At 39.5% G+C, this 17,375-nt stretch carries 17 protein-coding genes; 2 read left to right on the top strand and 15 right to left on the bottom strand.

The features are described from left to right. Nucleotides 1-33: 33 nt before the first annotated feature. From trmD to IV80_RS01025, 5 genes are all read right to left on the bottom strand, one after another. Nucleotides 34-783: a tRNA (guanosine(37)-N1)-methyltransferase TrmD gene (gene trmD / locus IV80_RS01005; RefSeq protein WP_057748201.1), complete on the bottom strand. Its 750-nt coding sequence runs from the start codon at nt 781-783 to the stop codon at nt 34-36. Continuing rightward, nucleotides 780-1,298, bottom strand: coding sequence for a ribosome maturation factor RimM (rimM, locus tag IV80_RS01010; protein WP_057748203.1), 519 nt, complete (start codon nt 1,296-1,298; stop codon nt 780-782). The genes trmD and rimM overlap by 4 nt, the downstream gene beginning before the upstream one ends. 49 nt (nt 1,299-1,347) lie before the next feature. Continuing rightward, on the bottom strand, nt 1,348-1,605 hold the full coding sequence (locus IV80_RS01015; RefSeq protein ID WP_057748206.1) for a KH domain-containing protein: 258 nt from the start codon (nt 1,603-1,605) through the stop codon (nt 1,348-1,350). A 15-nt stretch (nt 1,606-1,620) separates the two neighbouring features. Continuing rightward, nucleotides 1,621-1,893: a 30S ribosomal protein S16 gene (rpsP, locus tag IV80_RS01020; RefSeq protein WP_057748209.1), complete on the bottom strand. Its 273-nt coding sequence runs from the start codon at nt 1,891-1,893 to the stop codon at nt 1,621-1,623. Between the two features lie 128 nt (nt 1,894-2,021). Next, the gene (locus tag IV80_RS01025) at nt 2,022-2,840 is read right to left on the bottom strand and encodes a zinc-ribbon domain-containing protein (RefSeq protein WP_057748212.1); all 819 of its coding nucleotides are present in this window, start codon (nt 2,838-2,840) and stop codon (nt 2,022-2,024) included. Nucleotides 2,841-3,150: 310 nt separating this feature from the next. Here IV80_RS01025 and IV80_RS01030 point away from each other — a divergent pair, with 310 nt between their 5' ends. Next, entirely contained in the window at nt 3,151-3,843 is a 693-nt protein-coding gene (locus tag IV80_RS01030) for an EAL domain-containing protein (protein ID WP_057748215.1), read from the top strand. A gap of 115 nt (nt 3,844-3,958) precedes the next feature. On the opposite strand, the gene ffh is transcribed toward IV80_RS01030, so the two are convergent. From ffh to IV80_RS01080, 10 genes are all read right to left on the bottom strand, one after another. Continuing rightward, a complete protein-coding gene (gene ffh / locus IV80_RS01035; RefSeq protein WP_057748217.1) occupies nt 3,959-5,392 on the bottom strand; it encodes a signal recognition particle protein in 1,434 nt (477 codons plus the stop codon). 16 nt (nt 5,393-5,408) lie between these two features. Beyond that, complete coding sequence (locus IV80_RS01040) at nt 5,409-5,750, bottom strand: putative DNA-binding protein (protein ID WP_057748220.1); 342 nt, start codon at nt 5,748-5,750, stop codon at nt 5,409-5,411. Between the two features lie 15 nt (nt 5,751-5,765). Further along, complete coding sequence (ftsY, locus tag IV80_RS01045; protein WP_083490465.1) at nt 5,766-6,881, bottom strand: signal recognition particle-docking protein FtsY; 1,116 nt, start codon at nt 6,879-6,881, stop codon at nt 5,766-5,768. Further along, nucleotides 6,881-10,447 carry a chromosome segregation protein SMC gene (smc, locus tag IV80_RS01050; RefSeq protein WP_057748224.1) on the bottom strand — a complete coding sequence of 1,189 codons (3,567 nt, stop codon included), beginning with the start codon at nt 10,445-10,447 and terminating at the stop codon, nt 6,881-6,883. Before smc ends, ftsY begins: the two co-directional genes overlap by 1 nt. 18 nt (nt 10,448-10,465) lie before the next feature. Beyond that, complete coding sequence (gene rnc / locus IV80_RS01055; protein WP_057748226.1) at nt 10,466-11,167, bottom strand: ribonuclease III; 702 nt, start codon at nt 11,165-11,167, stop codon at nt 10,466-10,468. Between the two features lie 132 nt (nt 11,168-11,299). Next, on the bottom strand, nt 11,300-11,545 hold the full coding sequence (gene acpP / locus IV80_RS01060) for an acyl carrier protein (protein WP_057748229.1): 246 nt from the start codon (nt 11,543-11,545) through the stop codon (nt 11,300-11,302). An 87-nt stretch (nt 11,546-11,632) separates the two neighbouring features. Further along, nucleotides 11,633-12,637, bottom strand: coding sequence for a phosphate acyltransferase PlsX (plsX, locus tag IV80_RS01065; RefSeq protein WP_057748231.1), 1,005 nt, complete (start codon nt 12,635-12,637; stop codon nt 11,633-11,635). A 26-nt stretch (nt 12,638-12,663) separates the two neighbouring features. After that, nucleotides 12,664-14,715, bottom strand: a complete 2,052-nt coding sequence (gene recG / locus IV80_RS01070; protein ID WP_057748234.1) for an ATP-dependent DNA helicase RecG — start codon at nt 14,713-14,715, stop codon at nt 12,664-12,666. Nucleotides 14,716-14,770: 55 nt separating this feature from the next. Next, the gene (locus IV80_RS01075) at nt 14,771-16,408 is read right to left on the bottom strand and encodes a DAK2 domain-containing protein (RefSeq protein ID WP_083490473.1); all 1,638 of its coding nucleotides are present in this window, start codon (nt 16,406-16,408) and stop codon (nt 14,771-14,773) included. A gap of 78 nt (nt 16,409-16,486) precedes the next feature. Continuing rightward, a complete protein-coding gene (locus tag IV80_RS01080) occupies nt 16,487-16,849 on the bottom strand; it encodes an Asp23/Gls24 family envelope stress response protein (RefSeq protein WP_057748240.1) in 363 nt (120 codons plus the stop codon). Between the two features lie 338 nt (nt 16,850-17,187). Here IV80_RS01080 and rpmB point away from each other — a divergent pair, with 338 nt between their 5' ends. Next, nucleotides 17,188-17,373 carry a 50S ribosomal protein L28 gene (gene rpmB / locus IV80_RS01085; RefSeq protein WP_046870836.1) on the top strand — a complete coding sequence of 62 codons (186 nt, stop codon included), beginning with the start codon at nt 17,188-17,190 and terminating at the stop codon, nt 17,371-17,373. Nucleotides 17,374-17,375 lie beyond the last annotated feature (2 nt).

The raw sequence follows: 17,375 nt of genomic DNA on the forward strand, positions 1-17,375 counted from the left end.
TAAAAGCTGGCCCCTGTAAAGCTGACCTACCAATCAATCGTTGGTATCCTGCTCAGCTTTAATTTCAGCCAACAATTCTAAATCTTCTTGATTCAACCTCATCTTTTTCAAAAGATCTGGTCGTTTAAGCAAGGTGCGCTTTAAAGCCTCTTTACGACGCCACTGAGCGATTAATTGATGGTTACCACTCAATAGGACGTCAGGTACTTTCATCCCTCTAAAATCGGCTGGACGTGAGTATTGAGGATATTCTAACAATCCGGTGGAGAAAGAATCTCCTGGCGCCGATTCTTTATTACCTAAAACGCCGGGCAACAATCGTACCGTAGCGTCAATCATGACCATTGCGGCTAATTCACCACCCGTCAAGACATAGTCGCCTAATGAGACTTCATCAGTCGCTAACGTCTTAATTCGCTCATCATAACCCTCGTAATGCCCACAAATAAAGGTTAAGTGTGATTCACGCGCAAATGACTCTGCTAAATGTTGATCAAAAGGTTGTCCACCCGGATCTAATATGATCACGCGTCCTTTAGGCAAATCCGCATTCTGAGATTCTAGCTCGGCCATAGTATCAAAGATAGGTTGCGGTTGTAAAAGCATTCCTGCACCACCGCCGTACGGATAATCATCCACATTATGATGTTTATTTGTAGAATAATCACGAAAATTGGTCACTTGAACATCAAGTAGCTGGTCTTCAATTGCTTTCCCCACAATGGATTGGTGAAGTGGCCCACTAAACATATCAGGAAAAAGACTTAAGATATCAATTTTCATGACTCCAAGCCCTCCAATAGGTCAACAGTAACGCGACCATGAGCCAAATCAACATCTTTGACTACCTGATGAATATAAGGCAACAATAAGTCCTTTTTTCCCGAACGCTTTACCACCCATACATCATTAGCCCCTGGAGACAGAATTTCAGTGATTTTTCCTAGTAACTGATTCTGTTCATCATATACAGAAAGTCCAATAATATCATTGTAGTAAAATTCGTCGTGACCCAGTACTTTCCGATCATCTTCAGAAACTTTGAGCTCAAATTTCTTATAACGTTCCACATCATTAATAGAATCTAATCCCACAAAACGCAGAAAATAGACTTGTTTTTGCTGCCGAACCTGAGCAATTTCAAGTGTTTTGACCGGTGTTTCATTTTGAGGCGCAAATAAAAATAGCTTCTTACCCACCTGAAAACGGTCCTCCGCAAAATCGGTGATTACCATCACTTTCACTTCGCCATGAATACCATGTGTATTCACGATTGTACCCACTTTATAGTACTGCATACCTTTACCTCGCTATATAATAAAAACTCTTAAACTAGTTGAACACCGTTTAAGAGTTTTTTGCTTTGCCATCTTCAATAATTAATCGGACACGTTTGGCCCCATGGAAACGAAAGCTGTAAACCACATTGCGAATAGCTTGAGCAATGCGGCCACGTCGTCCAATGATTCGGCCAACATCACTATCAGCCACGCTTAAATGAAATTCATAAAAACGGTCTGATTCTGATTGTGTGATCGAGATTCGCTCCGGATGCGAAACGAGTGGTTTAACAATTGTTAAGATTAAAGTTTCTACATCTTTCATAAGCAATCACGCCAATTATTTAGCAAGCTTTGATTCGTGATACTTTTTCATAATACCAGCTTTTGAAAGAATATTCTTAACTGTATCAGATGGTTGTGCACCATTGCCTAACCAATTTAAGATGTCTTCCTCATTTAATTTAACTTCGGCTGGATTAACTAATGGATTGTAAGTACCAACTTGGGCGATAAAACGACCATCACGTGGTGAACGAGAATCAGCAACTACCACACGGTAGAAAGGACGCTTCTTTGAACCCATTCGTTTCAAACGAATTTTTACAGACATGTCAACACCTCCTGTTTTATTTCACGATAAATAATATACCAGTTATTCAATCAGATGTAAAGGTTTTTTTCTTTACAGGTGATTTTTTAAATTATTTAACCGACAGTTTTTTTCAAATTCCGTACATTTTATCGGTCGTCTTCAATCACAGGATTAGCTTCCTTGACAGTTTTTAGCAAATCAGCATCTTGATTTACTTCGTGAACAACTCGTTTAAGACTCGCTTGACCCACAGCAGCACCATCATAATCAAAATGGTACTTACGTTGCACATATCGTCCAGTATAATAATAAACTTGACCATCGTTTAAGGTATAAAACAATCGGTTGGTATCCCCAGATGCTAATTTGATGGTATAAAGGACGTTATTTTCGCCTGGATTACTTAGACTGTCATCACTCACTTCATCAAAATTATTAATGTAAACAGTCATACCACTTGTCGCAGCCGTGTCCCAAACACCGGTCCATAAATCGTCGTCCGAATTGTTGATCTGGTCGCTACCATAGGCCACAATAGCTGATGCAGCTTCTTCTGGTGTCAAGTCTGAGACAATCAGTTTTTCAGGTTGCGTATCACTGGACGTGCTTGAGTCTTCACTTGAGTCCTGGTCTTCCGACTGACTGGTGCTAGAAGTACTAGAGCTAACCGTTGCTTGTTGCTCATCGCCTCCACTTACCTTGTTTCCTTCAGTGAGGACAAACCATGCCCCAATCCCTAAAATGATCACCAGAATGCCTAAAATACTCATTATGAGTCCGGCTTTTTTTCCCGACTTAGGTTTTGAAGTTTCCGGTATAGATTCATTTGCCTGATATCTATTTTTTCGTGTCATTGGTTCTGACTGAATAGTACGTAAATCATATCCACAGTTCGGACAGAATCGGGCATTTTCTTGCAATTCATATCCACAATTGGGACAAAAATGTAGTCGTTCATTTTCCATGCTTATTTCTCCTAACTTGGCTTCATATCATTACTAGGATAGCATGTTTTGAGATTGGAATAAATAAGACTGAGCAGTTCTGCATCACTTTAAATTGAGGCAATTTGTAAGAAATATAATGAAATAATTATTGAATGAAAACAATAATTGCAATTTAAAACTAAACATGCTATTTTATAAGTATAAATTTAACATGCCACTTCAAAGTAGTCCGTCACTTTGAAGGACGACCCGTCCTTGAGAAAGTCAAGTGATGGGTTTTTTTATTAAAAAATATTTTGCGTATGCAATATTATACAGGAGAAACAGCATGTATCAATACTATATTCAACAGATTGTAAATAAATACAATAACTCGGTGATTGGTTATGAACTATTATTACGACAGCGGGTTGAAAATGGATGGGGTCCCGTAACTAATTTTGCTGACGTTCCGGCTGAAATTATTGCCAAAAAGATCGTCACGATTGCTCGTCAATTATATACTAAGGTGCCTTTTCTTTCTGTCAATGTTAATCGCACACAGCTAATGAATCAGGAAGTTGTCAAGGCCTTAATTAAAATTCAAAAAAGTTTACGACCCGTTCAAATTCAAGTGGAACTTACCGAAGACGACCCAGAAACTACAATTTCTGAAAAACATGTAATGGCACAATTACAGTATTTTAAAGCACATGGGATGACGGTTTCCATCGACGATGTTGACTGTGGTTGCAATACGCAAGATCAAGTTAATTTATTACTACCCTTTGTCAACGAAATCAAATTTGCGCTACAGAATTTTGGTCAAAGTGTTTACCTGCCTGAGATCAAACAACGCATGCTATTTTGGCGAGACTTTGCTACGCAACATCAAATTCGCTTTATTCTTGAGGGGATAGAGAATGAAGCAATTGATCATTTCATTGACCATTTTGACATTGATATCCGGCAGGGATATTTTTACGAAAAACCGCATGCCATTGCAGCGCGTCCAGGATGGCAAAATCTAAAAGATTCTTAACTTCTAAAAATCACGAGATCACAAAAAAGCATTCAAAGACGAAAAATTCTCGTTTCTGAATGCTCTTTTGTTTCACCTTAAAACTTTGACCATAATGCTTCTCAAAATCTTATATTTACTTATTACGACGATTCTTTTTCATCCGTTTTTTCTTTCGTTTCTTAGCCTTACGAACCATTGAGTTCATTGCAATTTTAGAAAGACGACCACTGACACCCTTACCTAATAAGCCTTCCATTCCATTAAAATTACCTTTTGACATCTGGTTCATCATCTTTTTCATCTGGCCAAATTGTTTGATCATTCGATTTACTTCAACAACCGGACGTCCAGCACCTCCGGCAATCCTTCGTCGGCGGCTCGGATTTAGAAGATCCGGGTCTTCTCGTTCAGCCGGAGTCATGGAATAGACAATAGCTTTCATATGCGCCATATCTTTTGGATCAATATTCACATTTTTAAGAGCGGGATTATTAGCCATTCCTGGAATCATCTTCATAATGTCTTCCATAGAGCCCATATTTTGCATTTGATCCATTTGATCTACAAAATCATTAAAATCAAACGTATTCTCTTTAATCTTTTGGGTAACTTCCTGCGCTTGTTTTTCATCATACTCTTTTTGGGTTTTCTCGATTAAGGTGAGCATATCGCCCATACCGAGAATTCGCGAAGCCATACGATCAGGATGGAAAACATCCAAATCGGTCATTTTTTCGCCCTGACCAATAAACTTAATTGGCTTGCCTGTGACGGCTCGAATAGAAAGCGCAGCACCACCACGGGTATCGCCATCTAGTTTCGTCAAAACGACACCAGTCACATCAAGTCGATCATTGAATCCTTCCGCGGTATTAACAGCATTTTGCCCTGTCATCGCATCGACAACCAAAAGAATTTCATTTGGATTTGCTAACGCCTTGATCCGCGCCAGTTCGTCCATCAGCTTTTCATCGATTTGTAAGCGACCAGCCGTATCAATAATGACATAATCATTTTTTTCTTCAGAAGCCTTTTGCAAACCTTGCCGAACAATTTCAACAGGATCTACATCTGTGCCCATTTGAAAAACAGGAACGTCAATCTGTTGACCCACCTGCACCAACTGATCAATCGCCGCTGGACGATAAACGTCGCCTGCAATCATGAGTGGCCGTGCTTTTTGCTCATTTTTTAACTTTAAAGCTAATTTACCAGCCGTCGTCGTCTTCCCAGCACCTTGCAACCCCACCATCATGATAATCGTTGGAATTTTTGGTGACTTATTCAAGTCGACCGCTTGGTCACCCATAATGGCAACTAATTCATCATTTACAATTTTAACAATTTGTTGGGTCGGATTAAGTCCCTTTAAAACATCTGCTCCGATAGCTTTGTCGCGTACGGTTTTGACAAAATTTTTAACGACAGTAAAATTAACATCCGCCTCTAAAAGGGCCAAGCGAATTTCACGCATCGCACCTCGTAAATCTGTTTCAGAAATTTTACCTTTTTTTCTTAACTTGCTAAAAGCATTTTGAAGTCGTTCTGTTAAACTTTCAAAAGCCATGGGTACTCCCTACCTTTCATTTCGCTTCAATAGATTCCAGATTATTTACTAATTGGAGAAGTGTTTGATCGTGCGGATACTTTTCTTGCACATAAGTTAATAAGCGATCCGTTTGATGGTTACGAGCCAAGAAATCGCCAAAAATATGCAATTTTTCTTCGTAATCCTCAAGTATTTGAACAGTCCTCTTAATATTATCATACACTGCTTGTCGACTAACAGCGTAATTTTCAGCAATTTCACCCAATGAATAATCATCGGCATAATAAAGTTGCATATAATTACGTTGTTTTTTGGTAAGTAAACTGCCATAAAACTCAAACAGGAAATTTATGCGATTATTTTTCTCGATTTCCATCGTTCACACAACTTTCTATTTGTTTGTTTCCAAAAAGCCGCTAAATAAGCCATCAACAAATTCTTTGGGTGAAAAGGGACTCAAATCATCAACTTGCTCCCCAAGACCGACATACTTCACTGAAAGATGAAGTTGATTACGAATAGCTAGCACAATTCCGCCTTTAGCCGTTCCATCTAGTTTTGTTAAAATAATGCCTGTAACATCTGTCGTTTCTTGAAATACTTTTGCCTGATTCATCGCGTTTTGACCCGTTGTGGCATCCAAAACAAGCAGAATTTCTTGTGGTGCATGAGGAATCTCACGTGTAATGACACGACGCATTTTATCTAGCTCTTTCATCAAATTAACTTTATTTTGAAGACGGCCCGCAGTGTCAACTAAGACCAAATCATAATTCTCTTTTTTAGCTTTTTGAACCGCGTCAAACACAATTGCAGCTGGATCACTTTTTTCTGGTCCAGCGACCACTGTCACGCCATCGCGTTTTCCCCATTCTTGCAGTTGTTCAATAGCTCCCGCACGAAAAGTATCACAGGCGGCAAGCAAGACTTTTTTTCCACGCTTTTTGAATCGACTTGCTAACTTTCCTATACTGGTGGTCTTTCCAACACCATTGACACCAACAAATAGAAATACGCTGGGCCCTTCTGTCGCGAAGACCAAATGATTATCCTCTTCGGTACCGTTACGAGTGTATAGTGAAACCAGTTTAGCCACGATTAGGTTTGCAATTTGCTTTTGGTCGGTCACGTGATTAGTCTCAATATCTTCGCGCACCTCATCGCTAATTTGAACGGCTGTTTCAAATCCGACATCCGCACCAATTAGGGTTTCTTCCAAATCGTCATAAAAGTCATCATCTACGCCACTAAAATTAGTAAATAAAGCTGTAAGTTTTTGACCAAACGTGCGACGGGATTTTTCCAACCCACGATTATAACGATCTACTTCTTCAGCATCTTGAGTCGTAATCTCGTCTGGATTAAGTTGAGAAACTTTTTCAGCTGATGAAGCGGCGGCATTATTTTTATCTTCTGCAACTTTTTTTGCTGCTTGTTGCTCTAAAACTTGTTGTTCTAATGCTTGTTGTTCAAGCTTCTTTTTCTTTCTACGTCCGAATAAACTCATTATATTTGGGTCTCCTTTCGTGAAACATCTTCTAACGATACCGATGCCATCTTTGAAATGCCAGATTCCTGCATAGTCACCCCATACAAGACATCACATTCCACCATTGTCCCCTTTCGATGTGTAATCACCACGAACTGGGTCTGATGTCTAAAATTACGTAAGTAGTCAGCAAAACGTGTCACATTGGCATCATCAAAAGCAGCTTCTACTTCGTCTAAAATACAAAAAGGAACTGGGTTGACTTCCAAGATGGAAAATAATAAGGTAATCGCCGTTAAAGCACGCTCGCCACCAGAAAGGAGACTCAAGCGTTGGAATTTTTTGCCAGGCGGCTGTGCCTTTATTTCCACTCCTGTAGTCAGTAAGTGATCAGGATCTGTTAGCTCCAATTTTGCTTTTCCACCGCCAAACATGCGAACAAAAACTTTTGAAAATGAGACCGAAATTTTATCAAAAGTTCGTTTAAAGCGGGTTGCTGCCTCAGCATCAATCTCGTTGATAGTTTCTAATAACTGTTTTTGCGAGGTCATTAAATCATTTTTTTGATCGTTAAGAAATTGGTAGCGACTAGAAACACGTTGATACTCTTCGATGGCCCCAACATTAACTTCGCCAATCTCCTCAAGTCCCTTTTTTGCCAACTTAAGATCTGTCTGCAATTGTTCCTGACTAATAGCGAGACTTTGTTGTTGAGCAAGTTCAAAACTGACTTGATATTTTTCGCTTAATGCACCTAATGCGTGGTCAATTTGTTCCGTCAAATGCGTGGCCTTTATCTGAATTGCTTGTAAATCATCTGCCGCCACTGAGCTAAGTTCCTGAACACGTTGTAAATCCTGTTCTTTTTGAGTAAGTTCTTTTTCCAAATTAGATAGCTTTGTTTTGCTTAAATTTAAATCTTTCTGAAGCCTTTCAATTTGGGACTTGTTTTCAGCTAATTCCTGCTGGGTGACATGACGTCTCGATCCTTGTGTCTGTTGATTTTGTCTTAACTGTGCCTGTTTCAGCTGATCTGCTGTGAGTAACTTAACCACGGCATCAATATTATCCGTCAAACTTGCCAAATTTGCTTTCACTTGCGCCAACTGAACACGTGCCGTTGTTAACTTTTCTTGATATTGAGCAGTAACCTTTTGTCCCTTTTCTTGTGTTTCTCTCAAATTTTCTAACGCCTTTTTTTGGTCTTTCGTGGCATCAGAAAGATCCTGTAGTTCTGCTTTCAATTGGTTTTCCTGTTTATTTAAGCGTTCACTTTCGGTTGAGAAATCACGATTTAGCGACTCGTTTTGTCCTGACTCGTATCTAACAGCCGTAATGCGACGTTGTAAATCTTGCATTTGGTTTTCCAAAATTTCCAGCTGTGTTTTGGCATCTTTGTAAGCATCATTATTTTTATTAAATAGCTGTCGCTGTTCGGTGCCTTTCGTTTCGGCTAATGCCAGACGTTCTTTAAAGTCATTAACCAGTGCTTCTCGATTGGTCAACTCACGTTGCATTTGGGTGACTTGCTTTTGTAAATCCGCACGGATCTGTTTTTGTGTCAACAACCCCGCATTTTGATGACGATTAACGCCACCCGTCATGGATCCTGTTGGATTAATAATTTCGCCATTCAACGTCACAATTTTTAGACGCATCGGTAAACTTTTACTCAATTCAGAAGCCTGCTTTAAATCTGACGCAATCAAGATATTCCCTAGCAGATATTGTTTCACCAATGTTAGATTTGGCTTAGTCATCACCAAATCAGCCGCCACACCTTCGACACCTGCCTGTTTTAAAATAGTTTGGCGAACTGTTGCGGGTATTTGTTTAGGGCGAATTCTGGATAATGGCAAAACTGTAACCCGGCCTGCTTTGTGTTGTGTTAAATATTGAATAATTTGCCGAGCATTTTGATCATCTTGAGTCACCAAATGTTGTAGCTGACCACCCAAAACCGTTTCGATCGCTTTGGTATATTTATCTGGCACCTCAATTAGATCTGAAACCACCCCAATTAGGCCTTGAAAGTCAGCCTGCCGTTTTAAAACATTTTGAACGCCTTGATAGAAGCCACGTAATTCGACTTCTGAACTACTTAAAGTCTCCAAACGTGTTTTTGCTTGTTGATAGATCCGTACAGCATCTAACCAGCTGTCCTGGCTCTGCTTTTGACTTGCTGCCAATTTTTGATACGCATCTAAATCTTTTTTTAGTTCTGTCTCCGAAAGTTCGGCTTGCTTTTTGTTTACTTCAACCACTCGTTGTTGCTCTTTATGAGCTTCAGTGATCTCGTTTAGATTGTCTTCCAACTTTAAGAGATCGGCATTTACGTGCCGCTGTTGTTGGCTATCTTGTTCATAAGACTTTTTTAAATTAACTTGCTCATTATGAACCTGGGCGACTGCTTGCATTTTCTCAATGTAAGTAGCCTGTAGCTGTTCAATTTTTGCTTGAATGGCTTTTTGCTTACGTTGAAGTTCGCGGGTCGACAAACTTTTTAGCTGCGTTTTTAAATCAGTAACTTCAGCTTGCCTTTTTTTGACTTCCGCATCTAAAACGGTCTTTTGTTGCTGATACGCATCCAATTTGGCCTGATTCGTTTTGATCGTTTTTGCCAACTGATCAAGTTGTTGCTGCTGATACTTATTTTTTTCCGAATCTAAATTTTGCTGACCTGATAAACTTTCATACCTTTTCGTAACCGTTAGGAGCTCCGCTTGGCACTGATCCTTTTGTGACTCTAACTCTGTCCGCTCTTGTTTTAAGTGCACAACATCAGCTGATAGGGCTGTTTTTTTATCTTGATACTGTTTAACTAACTGAGTGGCGTCTTTAATATCACTCGTTGCTTTTATGTTTTGTTGCTGTAACTGATCAATGGTGTACACTAAACGCGTTTTTTCCAGTTTGTCAAACGTCTCTTTTTGATCTAAGTAATCTTTGGCTAAACTACTTTGTTCTTCCAATGGATCTAATTGCGATTGTAGCTCGGCAATGAGGTCGCTAACACGATCTAAATAATCGTTCGTTTTGGTTAGCTCTGCTTCTGCTTTTTGCTTATCCTGCTTATAGCTTAAGATTCCCGCAACTTCTTCAATGATTGTACGCCGTTCTTCCGGTTTGCTATTGAAGATTTCTTCAACTCGACCCTGTGAGATCACCGAAAATGAGTCACGGCCCAAACCAGTATCCATAAAAAGATTTAAAACATCCTTTAGGCGACACTCACTTTGATTAATTAAATACTGGCTATCTCCATTACGAAACAACTTTCGCGTCACACTTACTTCAGTATAATCGGTCGCCAAAAAATGATCCGTATTATCAAAAGTGATCGTTACCACTGCTCGGTTAAGGGCTTGTCGGCTTTCAGATCCTGAAAATATCACATCAGGCATTTTGCCTCCACGCAAGCTTTTAGCAGACTGTTCCCCCATCACCCAACGAACGGCTTCAATAATGTTACTTTTACCACTTCCGTTAGGTCCCACAATTCCAGTAATACCGTCTTCAAAATTAATGGTGGTTTTATCTGCAAAAGACTTAAAGCCGCTTATTTGTAAGGACTTAAGTTTCATGAATATCAAACTCCTAATCTAGGCATTTTTAACACGTAATTCTTGCAAAGCATTTTTGGCTGCATCCTGCTCTGCCAATTTTTTTGACTTACCATAACCAACACCAAGCTTTTGCTTATCGGCAAAGACCGCAACTTGAAAATCTAGATCGTTATCCGGACCTGCCTCGTTAACCAAATCATAGCGAATCAACACATCACCATTACGTTGCAGAAATTCTTGCAAATTCGTTTTATAATCGATCACATGGTCGAATGCACCAGTGTCAAGTTTCGGAAAAATAACTTGGTGCACAAAACGTTCAACTGTTTCGCGTCCTTGATCCAAATATACCGCCCCAACAAATGATTCAAAAATATCACAAAGAAGCGAATCTCGATTACGGGCCCCAGCTTTCTCTTCCCCTTTACCTAGCAAAATATACTGGTCCAAATGACATTCACGGGCAAATTGGCTAAAACTCGCTTCACAAACCATTGCCGCTCTCAATCTGGTTAATTTTCCTTGTGGCATTTCTGGATAACGTTTAAAAATATATTCAGAGACAATTAATTGTAAAACTGCGTCTCCCAAAAATTCAATCCGTTCGTAAAATTTCAATCCTTGATTCGGATGCTCATTAACATACGAAGCTTGTGTAAGTGCTTCGTCAAGCAACCGTTCATCATGAAATTCAATTTGAAAATTCTTTTTTAACTCTTCATCAACCGTTTTTTTCAAGTTTTTCATCCCTTCTTAAACACTCACCTTAACATTATATCTTTTTTTCGTGAAACTGCCTACTTTCAGGCAACGTAAAACAAATTGAGACCAGAACACTCATGTTCCAGTCTCAATCTGTTAGCGTTATATTTATTTTTTTTGATTAGCCGTAATAAAATCGACTGCTTGTCCAACTGTTGAAAGCTTTTCTGCATCCTCATCCGAGATTTCTGCTCCGAATGCATCTTCCAATTCCAGAACAAATTCAACAATATCGATTGAATCAGCGTTTAAATCTGTTTTGAAGTTTAAGTCGTTGGTAATCTTAGATTTGTCAACATCAAAGTGATCGACAATAATATCGGAAATCTTATTAAATACTTCTTCTTTAGTCATGGGTTACTCCTTAATCATTTAATTACAAAAGATAAGTTTAATGTTTTTCTTCGGTCTTGTCCACCAAAATCAACAGAATTTTAATTTCTATTCTTTAGGACGTGTCGCAAAATAGTCAGCCAAATTTTTAGTTAAGTTCGCAGCAACCATTGATCTTAACTGCCTTAAGGCATGGTAAACCTGAATTTCATTGCTTGAACCATGGGCTTTAACCACTGGCGCTTTCACCCCCAATAAGACGGCACCACCATGTTTGGAATAGTCCATCTTGTTTTGCACCTGTTTAAAGGCTGGTTTCAATAAAAGTCCGCCAAGTTTGCCCTGAACCCCAGAATCTAAAATCGTATGTTTGAGTAATTTCAGCATGGAGAGCGCTGTTCCTTCTGTGTTTTTTAAAACGGCATTGCCCGTAAAGCCATCAGTGACAACAACATCCGCCTTACCATTTAACAATTCACGAGACTCAATATTACCCACGAAATTCAGATGAGTATCATCGCTCAAGATCTGATAGGTTTCCTTATGCAAGGGATCTCCTTTGTCTTCTTCAGTACCATTATTTAACAATGCAATCCTAGGGTTCGTCACCCCCATCACATTAGCACTATAAAAGTTCCCTAAAATGGCAAATTGGTGCATATTCTTAACTTTGCTTTCCGCATTTGCACCGACATCCAACATTGTAAATGAATCTTCTGGTCCGGCTAAAGCTGGTAAAGTAGTTGTCATCCCTGGACGATCGACACCTTTAATTCTGCCGATAATAAACAGGCTGGCTGCCAATAAAGCCCCTGTATTGCCTGCTGAAAAAAGTGCATCGGCCTTACCATCTTTAACCGCTTGTGCAGCCAAAACTAAAGAAGACGTCTTCTTTTGACGAACGGCACGAACTGGTTCATCACCCATCGCAATCTCTGAATCCGTATGAACGATCGTAATGCGCTCTCCATTCTTTAAGAAAGCTTTGATCTTACTTTCCTTCCCGAATAAGATAAATCTAAGATCCGGATACTGATCACGTGCCAATTCCACACCTTGAACAATTTTTTCAGGGGCATAATCCCCGCCCATTGCATCAATTGCTACTTTCATTTTGATTCCTCGATTCCTTTTCATTTTTAATCGAAATTTGCATTTTTTTGCATCATCATATCTAAATACCGACTTAAAGGCTTAAAATCAGGTTTTGTATGCCAATCTGCTTGTTGCACAATTTTGTTAGCTTCCAGTTGTGCGGTTTGCAACGCACCAATATCCACGACTGGATCACCAATTCGAAACTCAGGAATACCAGATTGCTTACTACCAAAAACATCACCTGAACCACGTAACTGCAAATCTGCTTCAGAAATTTTGAATCCATCATTAGACTGGGTCATAATTTTCATTCGCTTAATTCCCGTCTCATTTTTGGGATCAGCAACTAAAATGCAGTATGCCTGATCTTTTCCTCGTCCAACTCGTCCACGTAGTTGGTGTAATTGAGCTAGCCCAAAACGATCAGCGTCATAAATAATCATGACCGTGACATTAGGGACATCCACCCCAACTTCAATAACGGTCGTTGAAACTAGTAATTGATAGCGATTTGCTTTGAAATCAGTCATAATTTGATCTTTTTCTTCCGGTTTCATCCGGCCATGTAAAAGCCCAACTTGATAGTCTGGAGCAAACTCACTTTTAAGCTGTTCATACAGTGCCATTGCGTTTTTTAAATCTAGTGACTCCGACTCCTCAATTAAAGGAGTCACCACGAAGGCTTGATGTCCGGCCGCAAATTGCTTTTTTACAAACGTAAGCATGCCACCAACGTCGCTACTTTTTACCCAACTAGTTCGCACTGGTTTCCGTCCATTAGGCATTTGATCAATAATTGAAACATCCATTTCCCCATACGCGGTAATAGCCAAAGTCCTTGGGATGGGGGTTGCTGTCATTGCCAAAACGTCAACTTTAGGTCCTTTTTTACGTAACGTTTCTCGTTGTTTAACTCCAAAACGATGTTGCTCATCAATAATCACTAAGCCCAAATTCGAAAACACGACATCATCTTGAATCAAAGCATGTGTCCCAATCACTAAATTAATTTGCCCATCTGCAATGCCGTCTAATAAGGCGCGACGCTGTTTTGATTTTGATCCAGAGGCACCTGTTAAAAGCCCAATGTTAACGTCCGTCCCAGCAAATATTTTTGTCAGATTATTAGCATGTTGTTCCGCAAGAATTTCGGTGGGAGCCATTAAAGCTGTTTGGTACCCTGCTGTAATGGCAGCATACATCGCAACGGCAGCAACAATTGTTTTTCCACTCCCGACATCACCTTGCAACAGACGATTCATTCTGATAGGACGCTTTAAATCCGCACAAATTTCGTTGACCACTCGCTTTTGAGCGTCCGTCAATTCATACGGGAGTCCCGCAATGAAAGCCTTCAACTTATCAACATGATAGTTAATTATTGTCCCGTTTTCAGTTTGGTCTCGTTTCTTTAAAACCTGAAGTTCCATTTGAAATAAAAAGAATTCTTCAAAAGTAGCCGTACGTCTTGCTGCTTTAGCTACTTTTAAGTTTTCAGGAAAATGCAAGTCATGCACCATTGTTTGGCGATTCACCAATCGGTATTTTTTTATTAAAGCTGCTGGAATAATCGTTTCAATTTGATCTCGATAAGCCTCAAAAGCTTGAATGACCAATTTTTTAATTGTTCCTTGTCGAATATGCTGATTAGCAGGGTAAATCGGATCAATTTCACCAGATTCGGAAGACAAAAATGGTAATAATTTCATCCCAGTGAGACTTCTTCTTCGCGCATCCCATTTCCCGTAAACTGCAATTTTTTGATCTATGACTAATTGTTTTTTTAACCAAGGCTGATTAAAAAAAGTGACCATGACCGACTCTTGCTCCGTTAAAAGGCGAAAGTTAATTCGGTTTTTCTTTCGCCCGTACCGCGCAATAATAGGTTCTGAAGCAATTTTTCCTTCAAGAGTCACCTTCTGTTGATCAACTAAGTCAGTCATATTTTGAGGACGAAGGTCTTCATACCGAAACGGAAAATAGTATAGCAAATCTTCAATTGTATAAATTCCCAGCTCATTTAATGCCTGCTCGCGTTGTAATCCTACGCCTTCCAGTTGCGAAACTGGGGAAAAAAGTGTCTTTTCAGCCATCATTTTGACTCCCTAACTACAAAAAGAGGCGGCGTATGCCCACCTCTAACATCAATTATTCAACTGAAACAATAAATGGATAAACAGGTTGATCACCTTCATGAATTTCGATCTCTAATTCATCATCCATTTCGTTGATCGCTTTTTCAAGCTTCTCAGCCTCAGTCTTTTTAGCATCTTTACCGTAAATGATAGTCACAATTTCGCTATCTTCATCCAGCATCAACTTGACCATAGCAATCGCAGCTTCCAGACGTGTTTTTTGAGTTGTCTCAATGTTTCCATCGATGATTCCCATGAAATCGCCTTTTTTAATTGTTCGGCCTTGCACCGTAGTATCCCGGATTGCAGTCGTGACCTCACCATTTTTGACCGCGGACAAATTATCTTCCATGCTGGTCACATTGGTAGCCAAATCATTATCTGGATTGAAGCCCATTAAAGCTGTCATTCCTTGGGAAATATTTCGACTATGGACAATTTCAGCTGGAATGTCTGCAACCTTCACTGCTTGTTCCGCTGCCAAAAAGATATTTTTATTATTAGGCAAGATAATTGCCCGTTTGGCATTTGACTGATTAATTGCAGTCACAATGTCAGCCGTGCTAGGATTCATAGTCTGACCGCCACTAATAATGTGAGTCACGCCCAAACTGCGGAATAACTTATCCACTCCTGCACCGGAAGCAATTGCAATAATGGCCGTCCCATTGGTTTCAAGGACCGGTTGACTTGCTTCTTGTTGGTCATCTTTTTCAATGATCTCTTCTTGTTGTTGACGCATATTGTCTACTTTAACCGTAGCCAAGTCACCAAATTGTTGCCCCCATGCTAAAACTTTACCTGGATGCTCTGTGTGAACATGCACTTTAACAACATCTTCATCGTTGACAACCAAAAGCGAATCACCCAATTTTGCCAAATAATTATAGAAGGTATCATAATCAAATTTTTGCGTAACTTGCAACCCTTTGCCAATTCGCACCATAATTTGAGTACAATAGCCAAATTTAATATCGGCGGGATCAATTTTTCCCTGAACACTTTGATGATGCTTAGCTTCCACCATCTCGTCCATTTGCTCTTCATCTGGTTGTTCAACTTCTGCTTCTGTTCGACCATTCAAAACATCATCAAAGGCGTCAAAAACAAAAGTTAAGCCCTGACCACCGGAATCGACAACACCCACTTCTTTTAACACAGGAAGAAGATCCGTCGTTTTTTTAAGAGCTTCCTTACCAGCTTGCGTCACAGCATCCATTACGGAAACAACATCACCTTGTTCTTCAGCAACGTCTTTACCTGCCTTAGCCGCTTCTCGGACAACGGTTAGAATAGTTCCCTCAGTTGGCTTCATAACCGCCTTATATGCCGTTTGAGCGCCATCTGCAAAAGCTTGGGCCAAATCATTAGCATTTAAAGTTGCTTTATCAGCCACGCTTTTTGAAAAGCCTCGAAAAATTTGTGAAAGGATAACGCCGGAATTTCCTCGGGCACCCATTAACAATCCCTTTGCTAAAGCTGCAGCCAATTTTCCTACATGCTCGCTAGGTTCATCCATTTCATACTTTGCGCCGCTTTCCATTGATAAGCTCATATTAGTTCCCGTATCACCATCGGGAACAGGAAAGACATTTAATGAGTTAATGAAATCTGCGTTCTTTTTTAACTTTCGAGCGCTCGCTTGGATCATTTGATCAAATTCTTGGTTAGTAATTTCAGTAGTGACTACTTTCAATTCTAATTTCCTCCTCGTTTTAGTCCTGCATATCTAGGCTTCTAATACTTTTACACCCTGGACAAAAACGTTCACAGAGTTTGCTGAAACACCTAACATCGATTCCAAATTATATTTTACTTTCGATTGAACATTTTTCGAAACTTCCGAAATTTTTGTTCCGTAACTGACAACGATATAAACATCAATTGCGACACCATTGTCTTGTTGTCGGACAACAACACCTTTAGCATAGTTTTCTTTTCGTAAAATTTCATTTAAGTTATCACGAATTTGATTTTTACTTGCCATGCCTACTACACCATAATTATCAGTTGCAGCGCCGCCAACGACAGTAGCAATTACATCATTTGACACATCAACCGTGCCATTTTTAGTTTGAATTTTTACAGCCATCTTAAATAGCCTCCTTAAAATCGTACTTCAGATATCAACGATATTTTACCATACTTCAACAATGCGATAAACGCAACTATCTTTTATCGACCTTTAGGGTAACTTCCCTAAAACACACGTCATATTAGTATTTTACCAAAGAACTCAAGAATTCTAAATGGTTACAGGTCTTTTACTAACGTCACCTTATTTTTTTAAGAAATGCGATTTAAAACAACTGTCAAGTAAAATTACTTGAAAGAAAAGTATTGCAATCGTGCGACATCTATGATAAGTTATTTAGGTGAGTTAAAAAGAATTCTATGATAAATATAGAAGCGACAAAGGAGGATTTTAAAATGGCAAAAGACTTTGTCACCGGTCGTCGTACCCACTTTGGTAACACACGTTCACATGCTTTGAACCACAGTCGCCGAAGCTGGAAACCAAATTTGCATAAGGTCCGCATTCTTGTGGATGGAAAACCTAAACGTGTTTGGGTTTCTGCTCGAGCATTGAAATCAGGCAAAATTAAACGTGCATAAAA

Origin of the sequence: Pediococcus cellicola (genome assembly GCF_001438655.1) — a bacterium.
Classification (GTDB): domain Bacteria; phylum Bacillota; class Bacilli; order Lactobacillales; family Lactobacillaceae; genus Pediococcus; species Pediococcus cellicola.

Excerpts from the sequence above, each read along its gene's own strand:
- IV80_RS01025 (WP_057748212.1), bottom strand. The coding sequence starts at position 2,840 with ATGGAAAATGAACGACTACATTTTTGTCCCAATTGTGGATATGAATTG.
- rpmB (WP_046870836.1), top strand. The coding sequence starts at position 17,188 with ATGGCAAAAGACTTTGTCACCGGTCGTCGTACCCACTTTGGTAACACA.
- IV80_RS01080 (WP_057748240.1), bottom strand. The coding sequence starts at position 16,849 with ATGGCTGTAAAAATTCAAACTAAAAATGGCACGGTTGATGTGTCAAAT.
- rimM (WP_057748203.1), bottom strand. The coding sequence starts at position 1,298 with ATGCAGTACTATAAAGTGGGTACAATCGTGAATACACATGGTATTCAT.
- rpsP (WP_057748209.1), bottom strand. The coding sequence starts at position 1,893 with ATGTCTGTAAAAATTCGTTTGAAACGAATGGGTTCAAAGAAGCGTCCT.
- IV80_RS01040 (WP_057748220.1), bottom strand. The coding sequence starts at position 5,750 with ATGGAAATCGAGAAAAATAATCGCATAAATTTCCTGTTTGAGTTTTAT.
- smc (WP_057748224.1), bottom strand. The coding sequence starts at position 10,447 with ATGAAACTTAAGTCCTTACAAATAAGCGGCTTTAAGTCTTTTGCAGAT.
- IV80_RS01075 (WP_083490473.1), bottom strand. The coding sequence starts at position 16,408 with ATGATCCAAGCGAGCGCTCGAAAGTTAAAAAAGAACGCAGATTTCATT.
- IV80_RS01015 (WP_057748206.1), bottom strand. The coding sequence starts at position 1,605 with ATGAAAGATGTAGAAACTTTAATCTTAACAATTGTTAAACCACTCGTT.
- plsX (WP_057748231.1), bottom strand. The coding sequence starts at position 12,637 with ATGAAAGTAGCAATTGATGCAATGGGCGGGGATTATGCCCCTGAAAAA.
- ftsY (WP_083490465.1), bottom strand. The coding sequence starts at position 6,881 with ATGAGTTTATTCGGACGTAGAAAGAAAAAGAAGCTTGAACAACAAGCA.
- trmD (WP_057748201.1), bottom strand. The coding sequence starts at position 783 with ATGAAAATTGATATCTTAAGTCTTTTTCCTGATATGTTTAGTGGGCCA.
- ffh (WP_057748217.1), bottom strand. The coding sequence starts at position 5,392 with ATGGCTTTTGAAAGTTTAACAGAACGACTTCAAAATGCTTTTAGCAAG.
- recG (WP_057748234.1), bottom strand. The coding sequence starts at position 14,715 with ATGGCTGAAAAGACACTTTTTTCCCCAGTTTCGCAACTGGAAGGCGTA.
- acpP (WP_057748229.1), bottom strand. The coding sequence starts at position 11,545 with ATGACTAAAGAAGAAGTATTTAATAAGATTTCCGATATTATTGTCGAT.
- IV80_RS01030 (WP_057748215.1), top strand. The coding sequence starts at position 3,151 with ATGTATCAATACTATATTCAACAGATTGTAAATAAATACAATAACTCG.